This is a genomic window from Stenotrophomonas sp. YJH_SMC_138 (assembly GCF_059369855.1).
The window spans coordinates 46,012-60,850 of sequence record NZ_JCAFTB010000013.1 but is presented as its reverse complement, the minus strand read 5'-3'; the positions used below and the strand labels follow the sequence as shown (position 1 = coordinate 60,850).

The following is a 14,839-nucleotide window of genomic DNA, read 5'->3' as shown; positions in this document are numbered from 1 at the left end:
ATATAAGCACAGCCGCGTTGTGGATGCCATGCACGTCGATACCCTCTGGTCCAACGTCCACCTGATCACCCTTGATGGCGAAGGGCTGGGTGTCATCCGCGATGGCGTCCTGGCCTGCGCCGACGGCCGCATCGTCCACGTCGGCGCGGCCGGCAGCGACGCCCACCTGCAGCCGACCACCCGCATCGATGGCGAAGGCCGCTGGATCTCGCCCGGCCTGATCGACTGCCACACCCACCTGGTCTACGCCGGCAACCGCGCCAATGAATTCGAGCAGCGCCTGCAGGGCGTCAGTTATGCCGAGATCGCCCGTGCCGGCGGCGGCATCGTCTCCACCGTGCGCGCCACCCGTGCTGCCACCCCGGAACAGCTGGCCAGCGAAAGCCGGCCGCGCCTGCTGGCGATGCGTGCCGAAGGCGTGACCACGATCGAGATCAAGTCCGGCTACGGCCTGACCCTGCCCGACGAACGCAAGCAGCTGCAGGTCGCACGCGCGCTGGGCGAGGAATGCCGGGTCAACGTGGTGACCACCTTCCTCGGCGCCCACGCGGTTCCGCCAGGCCGCGAAGCACAGGAATACACCGACGAGGTGTGCAACGTGATGATTCCGGCCATCGCCGCCGAAGGCCTGGCCGAAGCGGTGGATGTGTTCTGCGAGAACATCGCCTTCTCGCCGGCGCAGGCGCGCCAGGTCTTTGAAGCGGCGCGCGCCAACGGGCTGTCGGTGAAGATCCACGCCGAGCAGCTGAGCAACCAGCATGGCGCCGAACTGGCGGCCCGCTTCGGGGCACTGTCGGCCGACCATATCGAACATCTGGACGATGCCGGCATCGCCGCGATGGCCGCTGCCGGTACCGTCGCCGTGCTGCTGCCCGGTGCCTTCTATTTCACCCGCGATACCACCCTGCCGCCGATCGCCGCGCTGCGTGCGGCCGGCGTACCGCTGGCGCTGGCCACCGACAGCAACCCGGGCACTTCGCCGCTGACCAGCCCACTGCTGGCGATGAACATGGGCGCCACCCTGTTCCGCCTGACCGTGGACGAGTGCATCGCCGGCTTCACCCGTGAAGCGGCGCGCGCACTGGGCCATGGCGAGCGCATCGGCCGCCTGGCGGTGGGCATGGACTGCGACCTGGCGATCTGGGACATCGATGCCCCCGCCGACCTGGTCTATCGCATTGGATTCAACCCGCTGCACGCGCGCGTGGTGCGCGGACAGCCCGACCTGCCTGCCTCCTGGAGCAACACATGAGCAACACCCTGGTTCTTCGCCCCGGCCATGTCACTCTCGCCCAGTGGCGGCAGGTCTATCGCGGTGCGCCGCTCGCACTGGACCCGGCCGCGCTGCCGGTGGTGCGCGCCAGTGCGGCGGCGGTGGCCGCCATCGTCGCCAAGGGCGCGCCGGTGTATGGCATCAATACCGGCTTCGGCAAGCTGGCCAGCGTGCGCATCGAGCGCGAAGACCTGGCCACCCTGCAGCGGAACATCGTGCTCTCGCATGCCGCCGGCGTGGGCGAGCCGATGCCGGCCAGCGTGGTGCGCCTGATGATGGCGCTGAAGCTGGTCAGCCTGGCGCAGGGTGCTTCGGGCATCCGCGAGGAAACCCTGCTGCTGCTGGAAGCGATGCTGGTCAAGGGCGTGCTGCCGGTGGTGCCCGCGCAGGGCTCGGTGGGTGCCTCGGGTGACCTGGCGCCGCTCTCGCACCTGGCCAGCGTGATGCTGGGCGTGGGCGAAGCCTTCATTGGCGACGAGCGCCTGCCGGCGGTCGATGCACTGGCACGTGCCGGCCTGCAACCGATCGAGCTGGGCGCGAAGGAAGGCCTGGCGCTGCTCAACGGCACCCAGTTCTCCACCGCCTATGCGCTGGCGGGCCTGTTCGAGATCGAGACCGTGTTCCAGGCCGCGCTGGTCACCGGGGCGCTGTCGGTGGAAGCGGCCAAGGGTTCCGACACGCCCTTCGACCCCCGCATCCACGCCATCCGCGGCCAGCGCGGGCAGATCGCCACCGCCGCCACCCTGCGCACGCTGATGCAGGGCTCGGACATCCGTGAATCGCACCGTGACAACGACGTGCGTGTGCAGGATCCCTACTGCCTGCGCTGCCAGCCGCAGGTGATGGGCGCGGCGCTGGACATCCTGCGCCAGGCCGCGACTACGCTGGAAATCGAAGCCAACGGCGTGTCCGACAATCCGCTGGTGTTCACCGATACCGGCGAAGCGTTGTCCGGTGGCAACTTCCACGCCGAGCCGGTGGCCTTCGCTGCCGACATGCTGGCCATGGCCGTGTGCGAGATCGGTTCGATCAGCGAGCGCCGCCTGGCGATGCTGGTGGACCCGGCACTGTCTGGCCTGCCGGCGTTCCTGACCCCGCGTCCCGGTTTGAATTCCGGTTTCATGATTCCGCAGGTGACCGCCGCCGCGCTGGTCTCGGAAAACAAGCAGCGCGCCTACCCCGCCAGCGTTGACTCGATCCCGACCTCGGCCAACCAGGAAGACCATGTGTCGATGGCCGCGCACGGCGCGCGCCGGCTGATGCAGATGGCCGAGAACGCGGCCAACGTGATCGGCATCGAGCTGCTGGCCGCTGCGCAGGGCTGCGACTTCCACGCCCCGCTGCGCTCCAGCGCCGCGCTGGAAGCCGTGCGCGCCACCCTGCGTGCGCAGGTGCCGACGCTGGAAGAAGACCGCTACTTCCATCCGGACATGGTGACCGCCACGAATCTGGTGCGCAGTGGCGCGCTGGCGCAGGGCCTGACCGACCTGCTGCCAACCGTGGAACCGCAGGCATGAATACCCAACCCGAATGGCTGACGGTGCACGAAGGCGACGCCCCCCTCATCGTCAGCTTTCCGCATACCGGCAGCGAGCTGCCGCACGACCTGATCGGCGACTACCACTCACCGTGGCTGGCCCGCCGCGACGCAGACTGGTGGGTACACGAACTGTACGACTTCGTGCGTGGCATGGGCGCGACCTCGGTGCGCTCGGCGATTTCGCGTTCGGTAATCGACCTCAACCGCGATCCCAGCGGCGTCTCGCTGTACCCAGGCCAGAACACCACCGGCCTGTGCCCGCTGACCACCTTCGACAACCAGCCGCTGTATCACGCCGGGCGCGAACCGGACGAAGCGGAAATCGCCCGTCGCCGCGACACGTATTTCCTGCCTTACCACGATGCGCTGGCGGCGCAGATCACGCGCCTGCGCGCACGCCACGCTACCGTGGTGGTGTACGACGCGCACTCGATCCGCTCACACATCCCGCACCTGTTCGAAGGCGAGCTGCCGCAGTTCAACCTGGGTACCGCCGGCCCCTCCGGTGCACCGGACACCTCCTGCGACAACGCCTTGAGCGATGTGGTGGAGAACCTGCTGGCGCTCAGTGGCATGAGCCAGGTGCGCAACGGCCGCTTCAAGGGCGGCTGGATCACCCGCCACTACAGCAACATCCCGGGCGGCGTGCATAGCCTGCAGATGGAACTTGCCTGCCGCGGCTACATGCACGAGCCGCTGCCCGACCAGGTGGACGAACACAGCTGGCCCACCCCGCTCGACCCCGCCCACGCCGCACCACTGCGCCACACCCTGGCGCAGGTGCTCAACGCCTGCCTTGAATTCGCTACGAACCGGAGCGCTGCATGACCCGCAACGACCCATCCCGCACCGTCGCCGCGCCGACCGGCACCACGCTCAATGCCAAGAGCTGGCTGACCGAAGCACCGCTGCGCATGCTGATGAACAACCTGCACCCGGACGTGGCCGAGCGCCCGCAGGAACTGGTGGTGTACGGCGGCATCGGCCGCGCCGCGCGCGACTGGGAAAGCTTCGATGCCATCGTCGAGACGCTCAAGCGCCTGGACGACGACCAGACCCTGCTGGTGCAGTCGGGCAAGCCGGTAGGCGTGTTCCGCACCCACGCCGACGCGCCGCGCGTGCTGATCGCAAATTCCAACCTGGTGCCGCGCTGGTCCAACTGGGACCACTTCAACGAGCTGGATAGGAAAGGCCTGGCCATGTACGGCCAGATGACCGCCGGCAGCTGGATCTACATCGGTGCGCAGGGCATCGTGCAGGGCACCTACGAGACCTTCGTGGAAATGGGGCGCCAGCATTTCGGCGGCGACCTGAGCGGCAAGTGGCTGTTCACCGGTGGCCTCGGCGGCATGGGTGGTGCACAGCCGCTGGCTGCCGTGATGGCCGGCGCCTCCTGCCTGGCCGTCGAGTGCCGCAAGAGCAGCATCGACATGCGCCTGCGCACCGGCTACCTGGATACCTGGACCGACAACCTGGACGAAGCGCTGCGCCTGATCGACGAGTCGTGCAAGGCCGGCACGCCGAAGTCGGTGGGCCTGCTCGGCAACGTTGCCGATGTGCTGGCCGAACTGCTCAAGCGCGGCGTGAAGCCGGACCTGCTGACCGACCAGACCTCCGCGCACGACCCGGTGAACGGCTACCTGCCGCAGGGCTGGACGGTCGAACAGTGGGATGAGAAGCGCGCTTCCGCCCCCAAGGAAGTGGAGAAGGCCGCGCGTGCATCGATGGCCAACCACATCCGCGCCATGCTCGGCTTCCATGCGCTGGGCGTGCCCACCGTGGATTACGGCAACAACCTGCGGCAGATGGCGCTGGAAGAAGGTGTGTCCAATGCCTTCGATTTCCCGGGGTTCGTGCCGGCCTACATCCGCCCGCTGTTCTGCCGTGGCATCGGCCCGTTCCGTTGGGCGGCACTGAGTGGCGACCCGGAAGACATCGCCAAGACCGATGCCAAGGTGAAGGAACTGATTCCGGACAACCCGCACCTGCACCGCTGGCTGGACATGGCCGCCGAGAAGATCAAGTTCCAGGGCCTCCCGGCGCGCATCTGCTGGGTCGGCCTGGGTGATCGCGATCGACTCGGCCTGGCGTTCAACGAGATGGTCGCCAACGGCGAACTGAAGGCGCCGGTGGTGATCGGTCGCGACCATCTGGACAGCGGCAGCGTCGCTTCGCCGAACCGCGAAACCGAAGCGATGGCCGACGGTTCCGATGCGGTGTCCGACTGGCCGCTGCTGAACGCCCTGCTCAACACCGCCAGCGGCGCGACGTGGGTGTCGCTGCACCACGGTGGCGGCGTGGGCATGGGCTTCTCGCAGCACGCCGGCATGGTGATTGTCTGTGATGGCACCGAAGCGGCGGCGAAGCGGATTGGCCGCGTGCTGTGGAACGACCCGGCCACTGGCGTGATGCGCCATGCCGATGCGGGGTATGGCATCGCGATCGACTGCGCGAAGGAAAAGGGACTGGATCTGCCGGGAATCCTCGGCTGATCACGGAGGTGCCGGCCAGCGGCCGGCACTACCGAAACGTGTGGTAGTGCCGGCCGCTGGCCGGCTCTCCCCGATGCGGGAATCGGCGGCCTTGACCCGCTCGTCGGTCGTGACCAACATGCGCCATCACCGCTGATGGATCACCGCGATGTACCGCACGCTCGCTGCCGCACTGCTCTGCACGCTGTTTGCGATCCCGCCCGCTTCGGCGCGTGACGTCCCCACCACTCTCTCCACTCAGCTCGACGCCCAACTGCAGAGCAACCGCGAGCGCTACGGCATTGCCGGCCAGGCGGTACTGGTCACACACAACGGCCAGGTGCTCTACCAGGGCGCCAGCGGTGAACGTGATCCCGCTGCCCATGCCCCTGCCACCGTCGAGACCATCTTCGCCGCGCAGTCGATGGCCAAGCTGCTGACCAGCACGCTGGTGATGCAACTGGTCGATCAGGGCAAGGTGGATCTGGATGCGCCGGCCAGCCGCTACGTGCCGGGCCTGCCGATTGCATGGCAGGCGATCCACGTGCGTGATTTCCTCAACCACAGCTCCGGCATCGGCGAGTACTACGACCGGGTGGATAACCGCTGGGTGAGCAAGGGCTACCCCGGTGTAGCGCCTGACCTTGGCGCGGCACTGAAGGTGGCCGGTGCGGCACCGATGCAGTTCGCCACCGGCAGCCGCGTGCAGTACACCCAGGCCAACTACCTGGTGCTGACAGCGCTGCTGGAAGCACACTACCGCACGCCCTACCCGGCCATCGCGCGCGAACGCATCCTGCAGCCATTGAAGATGACCAGCACGTCATGGGGCATCGCCAACGTGCCGGTCGAGCGCGCGGCGGTGCCGTACATCGGCAAGGATGGCGCGTTGCAACCGGCCAATGAAGATCCCTGGCCCAACTACGGCTGGGGGCATGCCGACCTGCAGACCACCGTGGGCGACATGAACCGTTTCCTGCAGGCGCTGGCGACCGGCAAGCTGGTGCGCACGGCGACCCTGGAAAAACTCTGGCAGCCGCAGAAGCTGAGCGGTGGCGGCAGCAATTTCTTCTCCACCGGTTGGGATACCACCCGCAGCGATGGCTACACCCGGGTCGGTCATGATGGCGGCACCCGCGTTCGTGCGCGGTTGGCCTACAAGGGCACGCTGGCCAACGGTTACTGGGTGTTCGTGTACCTGACCAATGGCAGCGCCCGCAATGTCTGGTCCAGCACGCTGGTGGAGAGCACGATGGCGGTGGTTGCGCCCGGGGAGTTTCCGCATGCGGTGTTGTCCGAGCGGCTGATCGGCTATGCGCTGGATGACAGCACCGATGCGAAACCGCAGATGCGTAGCTGGCTGCGCGACAGCAATGGCGTTCCCAACGGCGAACTGGAACGTGCGATCAACAGTGATGGCTATGCCATCCGCGAAAGCCTCGGTGCACGCAAGGCGCTGAAGGTGTTCGCGCTGAACACCGAGCTGTATCCGCAGTCCGCCAACACGTGGGACAGCCTGGCCGAGTGCCACGCTGCATTGGGGGAGAGGGAAGCGGCTGATCGGCTGTACGCGAAGGCCAAGAAGCTGGCGAAGCCCTCGCCATAAACCCTGCTGTAGAGCCGAGCCCGTGCTCGGCTGATCTTCGCCGCGATGGCAGACAACCCGCGCTGCGCGCGATTAGCCGAGCGTGGGCTCGGCTCTACAGGAACACGGCGGGCGGCCATACGCCGCCGGCGGGTGACGCGGCGCTGTCGACCTGTTAACTTGCGCGCCACTTTCGTGGTTTACAGCATTCCCGCATGTCGCTTCCGTCGTACCGCCCTCACCCGTCGCTGCTGTTCCTGGCTGTTTCCCTCGCCCTGGCTTCCACCGCCGCCGCCGCCCCGCAGGCCACCACCCTCGATGCCGTGCAGGTCACCGCTGCCGCCGATGCCAGCGCGCAGGCGCGCGAGGCCCTGAAGCGCATCCCCGGCGCCAGCAACGTCATCGACGTGGCCAAGGCCGACAGCCGACTATCCACCAGCGCCGATGTGCTGGCCTACCAGCCGGGTATCAGCGCGCAGTCGCCGGGTAATGAGGGCACCAAGATCTCGATCCGTGGCTCGGGCATCAACCGGGGCCCGGGCGCGCACGCCTCGGGCATTGCGGTGTCGATCGACGGCCTGCCACTGACCGGCCCGGGCGGCACGCCCTACGAGCTGCTGGAACCGCTGTGGCTGTCGCGCGTGGAAGTCCTGCGGGGCGCCAACGGCTTCGAGCGCGGTGCGTTGGCGCTGGGTGGTGCCATCGACTACGTCAGCCGCAGCGGTCGTGATTCGGCGGGCGTGCAGCTGCACTACGAAGCCGGCAGCCGTGGCTACCAGAAGCGCGGCATCAGCTGGGGCGGCGTCAGTGGTGATGTCGACTACTTCCTGGCCTACACCGATACCGAATTCGACGGTTACCAGCGTCATGCGCGCGGCGACGGCAAGGGCGCGATGGCCAACATCGGCTGGCAGATCACGCCCGACCTGCAGACGCGTTTCTTCGTGCGCTACCGCGAAACCAATCATGAAACGCCCGGTCGCCTGACCCGCGATCAGATCCGTAACGATCCGCGTGCCGCGAATGCGGCCAACCTGGCCATCGATGCGCGTCGCCCGCAGCCGGGCAGCACCTGGGTGGGCAACGTCACCACGCTGCAGATCGATGAAGACTCCTCGTTGCAGGCCGGGCTGGTCTATCACACCTACCCGATGGACTTGAACGAGAGCCTGTACCGGCAGCAGCTGGACTACGCCAACCTCAACGCCACGCTGGACTACCGCCGCCGCCACCGGCTGTTCGGCCTGGACAGCGAAACCACGGTCGGCCTGCGCGTCACCCACGATCTGGACGCCGATGTGCGCGAGTCGCTGCGCTTTGCCAGCAACGGCTATGCCGCCGGCACGCGCACGCGTGATTTCCGGCACCACGGCACCGACAGCACGCTGCACGTCGGCAATACCCTCACCTTCAATGACCGCCTGCGCATGCAGGCCGGGCTGGCACTGATCAACACCCGTCGCGATGTGCAGGTGACCTGGCCGAGCAGCGGCGGCCGCCTGCGCGACCACGACTGGGACCATGCGCCGCGACTGGGCTTCACCTGGCAGCACAGCGCCCGGACCCAGTGGTTCGGCAACCTCAGCCGCTCGGTGGAGGCGCCGCACCCGTGGTCGATGATCTGGGGCTCGAACCAGTACTTCGGGCCAGGCAATGGCCCGTCAACCGGCCGCCAGCGCGCGCCGGTGCCGATGCAGAACCAGACCGCCACCACGCTGGAACTGGGCGCGCGCGGTGACGCGGCGCTGGGCCGCTGGGAACTGACCGGCTACTACGCGCACGTGAACCACGAACTGCTGAGCGTTGAACTGCAACCGGTGCCGAACCTGTTCATCGCCGAGAACAACGCCAGCCCCACCGTTCACCGCGGCATCGAGGCCGGATTGGACAGCACGCTGTGGCAGGCTGCACCGGGCCGGCTGTCGCTTCGCCAGGCCTATACCTTCAGCGATTTCCGCTACCGCCACGACGCGCGTTTCGGCAGCAACCGCCTGCCCGGCCTGCCGCGCCACGCCTACCAGGCCGAGCTGCGCTTCGATCATGCATCCGGCCTGTACGCTGCGCTCAATACCGAATACGCCTCGCGCATCGCCGTCGACTACGCCAACAGCTACTGGGCCGACAGCCATGTGATCTTCGGCAGCCGCATCGGCTACGACGCACCCGGTGGCCGCTGGCAGGCCTGGGTGGAGATGCGCAACATCGGCAACCGCCACTACGCCGCTACGGTCACGCCGGGTTACGACGACGCCGGCAAGGATGTCGCGCGCTCGACCCCGGGCGAAGGTCGTGGCGTCTATGCGGGCATGCGCTGGCGCTTTGACTGATTGCCGCAGGCGGCGCCGGGTGTGATCCGGCGCCGCCGTTCCAGTGTCAGCCGATACGCCAGGCCGGCAGGCGCTCGCTGCGCTTCCAGATGGAAGGCGCCAAGCCGATCAGCACCAGTGCCGCCAACCACTTCGGCGAGGTACTGAGCAGTGTCGAGGTGAGCGAGCCATCGGCGGGGGCGGCCATTTCCTGCCACGGGTTGTAGCCCAGGTAGACGACGCTGCCAGCCCACCACAGCAACGCCACACCGACACCCACCAGCAGCAGGGCCAGCGTGCGGCAGGTCCAGCGCTGCGAGGTAGTGCCCCATTCCCGCGACGCCGCGGTCAGCAGGCCCACCACCAGCAGCGACACCAGTGCCACCAGGCCGATATCGACCTTGGTTCCAATGCGCTCATAGGTACAGGCGCGGCACTGCGCCTCTTCCGCGGCGGTGGCGGCTTCGGCACCATCGGCCTGCCCGGCTGCGGGCTGCGCCAGTGCTGCAAACGGCAACAACGCCGCCAGCAGCGTCACCATGATCCAACGAAACAACGTCCTGTTCCTGCGTGCAGCGACATCCATGCGCTCTTCCTCGTCAGTGGTTGTGTGTCCCAGTGGGCGTTCGGCCATCCAGCGCCCCTGTTTCAGATGCAGTACGACAAGCTCCCGATAGGTGACACCGCCGGGACACGAATCCCGGCCGACCGCGATCATAGCCCACTGTTCAGTGCAGCTGAAAACGGGGCGGGTCCAGGCGATATGAAGGAGCCAACCGCACTCCCCCCCTGGATGACCTGCAGCAGATGGCTCGCACCCGGCACGCATTCCTGCGCGAGCCAGCCCAGTACGGCGAAAAACAGCAGCAGGCCGAGCAGCGGCCAGATCGTATGCGACACGCATACCCGCCACCATCCCTGTTCCTGCATGCCCTGCATGCGAGGCGATGGGCTGCCACCGCCCACATCCTGCGACAGTCCCTCCAGTACGTTGCCCAGCGCCAGCGGATCCAGATCCACACCAGCAGCAGGAACACGCCATAGGCCAGCAACACGGCCATCGGGTAGCGAAGCAACATCGCGTCGATGCCGGCCAGGCGCAGCAGGTACGAGGCAAGGAATCCGGCCGCACCGGTCAGGGCGACGATCAGCGCCATCTGCAGGCGTGGCCAACCCCGCTGCTGCAGGTACCGGCGCGCACGCACGACTTCGCTGCCGTGGTTTACGGGCAATTTCAGTGGACTGCGTGAAAAATGGCGCGAGCGCTTCATGCCGCCGCGAGGGGGCGGGAGGCAGCGCGGCAAGGGACCTCGGGAACCTGATGCTGCATGCGGACATCCTTGCCGGGCACGCGTAGGCGGTGGTGGGCGGATTCCAGCGCGATGGGCCGTGGGTCCATCACCCACAGGCCGCACTGGCGCCGGCCTTGTACCCGCGCGCCGGCGGCTGGATCATGACTTTCCGCTACGAAAAAGTATGCTCTACGGCATGCACGTCTCCCAGCTCACCCGCTCCACCGCCCTCGTGATGTTCGTTCCAATGATTGGCCTCGCCGGTTGGGGTTCGTGGTTTGGTAGCCGCTGCATCAGCGATGGCTGCCTCGGCGTCCTGGTGGCATGGCTTGCCGCCGTGGCCACCTTTGCGGTGCAGGCGTTGCTGGTGCTCCCGACGCATGCCTGGGCCCTCAAGCGGCAGGGATCCCCCGCCTCCCGCAGCTACCTGCGTTGGTTGGGCGCGTCGGCCATCGCTGCCTTCCTGCCCATCGGGCTCGGCTGGGGCTATCTGATGATCTTCCGATGACCTGCTGCGCGTCTTCCGCACGCGGATAGCCGGATCAAGGACGCGCGGCCGCCTTCAGCAACTGCGCGGTCACCTGGTCGAACGGGGCGATGTCCTGCAGTGCGCGGCACATCGCCACTGCGCCTTCCACGCTGGCAATCACCAGGCTGGCCAGCTCGCCCGCCGCTGCGGGGGCGCGCCCTTCAGCGACGAACGCCGAGGCGAGGTGCCCCTGCCAGCGCGCGAACACTTCGGCAGCAGCAACACGTGGCTGGCTGGGCACGGCCTCCACCGGCTCTTCCACTGCCGCGGCCAGCACCGGACAGCCCGCGCGGAACCCGGAACGCAGCAAGCGCTCACGCCACATCGCCAGGAACTGCTGCAGGCCCTGCACCGCACCCCCCTTCAGCAGCTCCACCAGCAGCGCTTCTACCTTGTCGCCAGCCATGTGGGTGGCGCGCGCCAGCAACTCCTGCTTGCCGCCGGGAAAGTGGTGATAGGTGGAGCCCAGCGGTGCCTCGGCCAGCTTGGTCACCTCACGGATGCTGGTGGCATTGAGACCCACGCGCGCCAGCATCTGTGCCGCAGCATCAATCACGCGTTGTGGCGCATCAGAGGGACGCGGGCTCACGGTGGGCTCCTTGCTAAGACAGTCGTCATAGATTAGCGTACCGGCGATTCTATAACAGTCGTCATAGCCATGAATCTCTGGTTCCGCCTGCTCCACCTGCTGCTGTGCAGCCTGTTCCGGCCAAAGCTGGAGGCGCCGTTCGGGGTCTCGCGCCTGCAGTTCCGGGTGCTGCCCAACGACCTGGACAGCAACCTGCACATGACCAACGGTCGCTACTGGAACATCTTCGACCTGGGCCGGCTGGACCTGATCCTGCGCATGGGCCTGGGCCGGGTGGCGCTGCGCGAGAAGTGGGCGCCCATCGTAGGCGCCGGCACCATCCAGTTCCGTCGCGAGCTGAAGCCGTTCCAGCGCTTCACCCTGGAAACGCGCCTGGTGGGCTGGGTCGGCTCGCGCGGCATCATGGAGCAGCGCGTGCTGATCGGCGCCGAGCAGAAGATCGCCACGCGCGCGCTGCTGGTCACCGGCATCTACGACCGGCGTGCGCGGCAGTTCCTGGCCATGCCGAAGATGATGGAAGCGATCGGCGTGGTCGCCCCGCCGTCGCCGCCGCTCAGTGCGGCCGCCGAAGCGTTGCTGGCCGCCGATGCGGCGTTGAAGCAGGACGACGCCTGAGCTTCAGGGGGCCGCCACCGGCACCGCGTGCGGTTCGCGCGACACGACCTGGGTGCGCCCTCCCACGTGCAGCACGTACTCGAAGGACTGCCGCATGCGGCTGTATGCGCCGCCATCCGGCACGCCGTAGTTGGCACCCACGCTGAGGGTATGCCGGCCCGGCGGCAACGGCTTGAGCATTACCCAGTAGCCGTCGGCGGCGGCCAGCCGAGAGTGTTCGTCGTCGGCATCCATGCGGAAGCAGCCTTCGCTGCGGACCCGATGCCTGCGCATGTCGCCCAGTGGCTGGCCGTCCAGCAGCACCACCGCGCTGATCAGGTAATCGTTGTTGACCGCCGCCCCCGCCTGCAGCTCCTTGCAGGACACAGCCTCATCCACCTGGTAGTGCGCCATGTTGATGATCGGCAGCAACAGGTACTTGCCAGCCGGCACCACGCATTCGCGATGTGGCCGGAAACGGCCATTGGTGCCGGCCAGGTTCCAGACCGGGCCTTCCTGGCCCAGATCACACACACGGCCATCCGGGTCGAGATAGGGCGCGCCGCCCTGGCCGTCGGCCCAGCGCCACCAGCGGGCGGTCCATTCGGCCAACGAAACGCCGCCCACCGGTTCACGCGTCAGCGGCGAAGGCACCGCCGTGTCTGCACTGAACGCCGGCACGGCGGCCAGCAGCAAGGCCATCGTTGCGCCACTGCGGCAAAGCCATCCCTGGATTCCCTTCCGCATCACCCACCCCATCGTCCCTGGCGGCCACGCGGCGTGGCCAGCTTCGGCGCCACTGTACCTTGGCGGGCTGGATCCTGTGCAGTGCGGGTACTGTGCCTACTCCAGCGCCATTGCGCGCTTGACCGCCGCCTCGGCCAACGGCGCCATCACCGCATAGCCCTTCGCCGTGGGATGCACGCCGTCGTCGGCCAGCTGCGGATCCAGCCCTCCGGCGGCATTGGCCATCGGCGTGTAGTAGTCCAGATAGACCAGCTGCTTCGCATCGGCATAGCGCTTCAATGCCGCGTTCAATGCGCGCACCTTGGGCGCAGGTGCCGTGCCCGGCAACCACGGGTAATCGCTGACCGGCAGCACCGATGCCAGCACCACGGCAATGCCATGTGCACGAGCCAGGTCCACCATCGCGTGCAGGTTGTCTTCGATCATCGCCTGCGTGGACGGGCCGGTGTTGCCGGCGATGTCGTTGGTGCCAGCCAGGATCACCACCACCTGCGGCTTGAGTGCCAGCACGTCCTGCGGGAAACGCACCAGCATCTGCGCCGTGGTCTGGCCGCTGATCCCGCGATTGAGCCAACCCTTGCCGGGAAAGAACGTCGCGCTGCCCTCCCTGCCCCAGCCTTCGGTGATCGAGTCACCGAAGAGCACCACGCGTGGTTGCCCCGGTACGGCGGCAGGCAGTCGCGCGTTGGCATCGCGGTAACGCTGCAGTTCCGGCCAATCGGCCAGGCGCTGCTGCATGAAGCGCACCTCGTCCGGGCGCAGTCGCTCGGCAGGTTCCACCAACAACGGGTTGACGGCGGGCACGTCGGCCGCCATCCCATGGGCGCTCATCGCGCTACCGAGGGCAACCGCGGCCAGGCCAGCGGACAAGGAACGCATGGGGTCTCTCCGTTGAATGTCTGCGCCAGTCTAGCGCGCGGCCCCGCGCTCAGCGTGCCGCCGACCGCGCCGCCACGCCGGTCACCTTGGCCGGCATCCACATGCCTGGCGTCCAGCCACTGGCGGCCAGGATCGCCTTCGGGTTGTCCTGCTGGATCAGCGCACGCACCGCGTCACGCTTGTCCTCGGCCTGCAGGTAATAGGCCTTGGCGATGCGATAGCCCACCCAGTAGCCCAGATCATAGGGTTCCTGCGAACCGGGCCTGTAGTTGTACAGCCACGGCGACAGATCGGTGCTGTCCACATCCAGTGCGAAGGCGCTTTCGATATGTACTTCCCGGCCACGGGTCCAGGCCGCGTGGCGACCGTTGCCGACATTGCCGGAAATCAGCTCGCCGATGAACTCGGCGATGCCTTCGCCCAGTGAAACACGCAGCACCGTCGCATGCGGGTCGCCCGGCTCGACGTCGGTCAGGCCGGTCTGCTGGATGTGCACGTACTCGTGCGCGATCACGTGCACGAAGCGGTCCTGCACATTGGGATTCATGAAATCGGCTGCGCACAGCGCTTCCAGGCCGATGATCACCCCGCTCTTGGAGGTCAACCCGACCGGTCGGCCGCGGCCGACCGCGATGGTCACCGGCGGAAACGCGGCCTGCGGATAGATCGCCTGCAGGTTGCCGAACACCTGCACCAGGCGCTGCTTCACCGCCGGCAGCTCTGCAAGGCAACCGCGTCCCTGCGCATACACCCCGGGCTGGCTGGCAATGGCCTCGGCCATACGCTCGGGCGTGACCCGGCGCGCCTTCGCCAGTTCACCCAGGCCCGGACTGCCTTCGGCCAGGTAACCGGCCAGCTGGGCGATGCTGGGCTTGCCGCCGGTGCTGTCGTAGAGCGCGTAGAAGCGGCTGGCATCGGTGGTGAGGATCTGCGACCCCGGCGGGGTTCCCGCCGACGCCACGCCGACCGCCCCGGCACAGGCCAGGGCAAGCAGGCAACGCAGGAAACTGGACATCGCTCCGTCCTTGGTGGAG

14 protein-coding genes are annotated in these 14,839 nt (G+C 67.6%); 8 read left to right on the top strand and 6 right to left on the bottom strand.

What is annotated here, in order from left to right; translation table 11 throughout:
• Window positions 1-28: 28 nt before the first annotated feature.
• The 6 genes from hutI (at window position 29) to AC5P7I_RS20355 (ending at window position 9,196) form a co-directional block, all read left to right on the top strand.
• Complete coding sequence (gene hutI, locus AC5P7I_RS20380; RefSeq protein ID WP_049407859.1) at window positions 29-1,252, top strand: imidazolonepropionase; 1,224 nt, start codon at window positions 29-31, stop codon at window positions 1,250-1,252.
• Complete coding sequence (hutH, locus tag AC5P7I_RS20375) at window positions 1,249-2,790, top strand: histidine ammonia-lyase (protein ID WP_075076618.1); 1,542 nt, start codon at window positions 1,249-1,251, stop codon at window positions 2,788-2,790. The genes hutI and hutH overlap by 4 nt, the downstream gene beginning before the upstream one ends.
• Window positions 2,787-3,641 carry an N-formylglutamate deformylase gene (gene hutG, locus AC5P7I_RS20370; protein ID WP_262087044.1) on the top strand — a complete coding sequence of 285 codons (855 nt, stop codon included), beginning with the start codon at window positions 2,787-2,789 and terminating at the stop codon, window positions 3,639-3,641. Before hutH ends, hutG begins: the two co-directional genes overlap by 4 nt.
• A complete protein-coding gene (hutU, locus tag AC5P7I_RS20365; protein ID WP_262087045.1) occupies window positions 3,638-5,305 on the top strand; it encodes a urocanate hydratase in 1,668 nt (555 codons plus the stop codon). The genes hutG and hutU overlap by 4 nt, the downstream gene beginning before the upstream one ends.
• A 148-nt stretch (window positions 5,306-5,453) precedes the next feature.
• Window positions 5,454-6,890 carry a serine hydrolase domain-containing protein gene (locus AC5P7I_RS20360; RefSeq protein ID WP_262087046.1) on the top strand — a complete coding sequence of 479 codons (1,437 nt, stop codon included), beginning with the start codon at window positions 5,454-5,456 and terminating at the stop codon, window positions 6,888-6,890.
• 194 nt (window positions 6,891-7,084) lie between these two features.
• Window positions 7,085-9,196, top strand: coding sequence for a TonB-dependent receptor family protein (locus AC5P7I_RS20355; protein ID WP_262087047.1), 2,112 nt, complete (start codon window positions 7,085-7,087; stop codon window positions 9,194-9,196).
• Window positions 9,197-9,242: 46 nt separating this feature from the next.
• Here AC5P7I_RS20355 and AC5P7I_RS20350 read toward each other — a convergent pair whose 3' ends face one another.
• A complete protein-coding gene (locus tag AC5P7I_RS20350) occupies window positions 9,243-9,761 on the bottom strand; it encodes a hypothetical protein (protein ID WP_032961999.1) in 519 nt (172 codons plus the stop codon).
• A gap of 128 nt (window positions 9,762-9,889) precedes the next feature.
• On the bottom strand, window positions 9,890-10,195 hold the full coding sequence (locus AC5P7I_RS20345) for a hypothetical protein (RefSeq protein ID WP_069118318.1): 306 nt from the start codon (window positions 10,193-10,195) through the stop codon (window positions 9,890-9,892).
• A gap of 456 nt (window positions 10,196-10,651) precedes the next feature.
• On the opposite strand from AC5P7I_RS20345, the gene AC5P7I_RS20340 reads away from it, so the two are divergent.
• Window positions 10,652-10,975, top strand: coding sequence for a hypothetical protein (locus AC5P7I_RS20340; RefSeq protein ID WP_014647632.1), 324 nt, complete (start codon window positions 10,652-10,654; stop codon window positions 10,973-10,975).
• Between the two features lie 34 nt (window positions 10,976-11,009).
• Here AC5P7I_RS20340 and AC5P7I_RS20335 read toward each other — a convergent pair whose 3' ends face one another.
• Complete coding sequence (locus AC5P7I_RS20335) at window positions 11,010-11,585, bottom strand: TetR/AcrR family transcriptional regulator (RefSeq protein WP_032962001.1); 576 nt, start codon at window positions 11,583-11,585, stop codon at window positions 11,010-11,012.
• Between the two features lie 69 nt (window positions 11,586-11,654).
• On the opposite strand from AC5P7I_RS20335, the gene AC5P7I_RS20330 reads away from it, so the two are divergent.
• Complete coding sequence (locus tag AC5P7I_RS20330; RefSeq protein ID WP_014647634.1) at window positions 11,655-12,200, top strand: thioesterase family protein; 546 nt, start codon at window positions 11,655-11,657, stop codon at window positions 12,198-12,200.
• A 3-nt stretch (window positions 12,201-12,203) separates the two neighbouring features.
• Here the strand turns inward: AC5P7I_RS20330 and AC5P7I_RS20325 are convergent, their stop codons facing one another.
• The 3 genes from AC5P7I_RS20325 to AC5P7I_RS20315 all read right to left on the bottom strand — a co-directional run bounded on the left by AC5P7I_RS20325 (window position 12,204) and on the right by AC5P7I_RS20315 (window position 14,820).
• Window positions 12,204-12,881, bottom strand: a complete 678-nt coding sequence (locus tag AC5P7I_RS20325; protein ID WP_014647635.1) for a hypothetical protein — start codon at window positions 12,879-12,881, stop codon at window positions 12,204-12,206.
• Between the two features lie 141 nt (window positions 12,882-13,022).
• Complete coding sequence (locus AC5P7I_RS20320) at window positions 13,023-13,805, bottom strand: SGNH/GDSL hydrolase family protein (RefSeq protein ID WP_401747323.1); 783 nt, start codon at window positions 13,803-13,805, stop codon at window positions 13,023-13,025.
• A 49-nt stretch (window positions 13,806-13,854) separates the two neighbouring features.
• Window positions 13,855-14,820 carry a DUF2268 domain-containing putative Zn-dependent protease gene (locus AC5P7I_RS20315; protein ID WP_164077085.1) on the bottom strand — a complete coding sequence of 322 codons (966 nt, stop codon included), beginning with the start codon at window positions 14,818-14,820 and terminating at the stop codon, window positions 13,855-13,857.
• Window positions 14,821-14,839 lie beyond the last annotated feature (19 nt).

Bases quoted from the DNA above. Each gene is read 5' to 3' on its own strand.
- hutI (WP_049407859.1), top strand. From the start codon at position 29: ATGCACGTCGATACCCTCTGGTCCAACGTCCACCTGATCACCCTTGAT.
- hutH (WP_075076618.1), top strand. From the start codon at position 1,249: ATGAGCAACACCCTGGTTCTTCGCCCCGGCCATGTCACTCTCGCCCAG.
- hutG (WP_262087044.1), top strand. From the start codon at position 2,787: ATGAATACCCAACCCGAATGGCTGACGGTGCACGAAGGCGACGCCCCC.
- hutU (WP_262087045.1), top strand. From the start codon at position 3,638: ATGACCCGCAACGACCCATCCCGCACCGTCGCCGCGCCGACCGGCACC.
- AC5P7I_RS20360 (WP_262087046.1), top strand. From the start codon at position 5,454: ATGTACCGCACGCTCGCTGCCGCACTGCTCTGCACGCTGTTTGCGATC.
- AC5P7I_RS20355 (WP_262087047.1), top strand. From the start codon at position 7,085: ATGTCGCTTCCGTCGTACCGCCCTCACCCGTCGCTGCTGTTCCTGGCT.
- AC5P7I_RS20350 (WP_032961999.1), bottom strand. From the start codon at position 9,761: ATGGATGTCGCTGCACGCAGGAACAGGACGTTGTTTCGTTGGATCATG.
- AC5P7I_RS20340 (WP_014647632.1), top strand. From the start codon at position 10,652: ATGCTCTACGGCATGCACGTCTCCCAGCTCACCCGCTCCACCGCCCTC.
- AC5P7I_RS20330 (WP_014647634.1), top strand. From the start codon at position 11,655: ATGAATCTCTGGTTCCGCCTGCTCCACCTGCTGCTGTGCAGCCTGTTC.
- AC5P7I_RS20325 (WP_014647635.1), bottom strand. From the start codon at position 12,881: ATGGCCTTGCTGCTGGCCGCCGTGCCGGCGTTCAGTGCAGACACGGCG.
- AC5P7I_RS20320 (WP_401747323.1), bottom strand. From the start codon at position 13,805: ATGCGTTCCTTGTCCGCTGGCCTGGCCGCGGTTGCCCTCGGTAGCGCG.
- AC5P7I_RS20315 (WP_164077085.1), bottom strand. From the start codon at position 14,820: ATGTCCAGTTTCCTGCGTTGCCTGCTTGCCCTGGCCTGTGCCGGGGCG.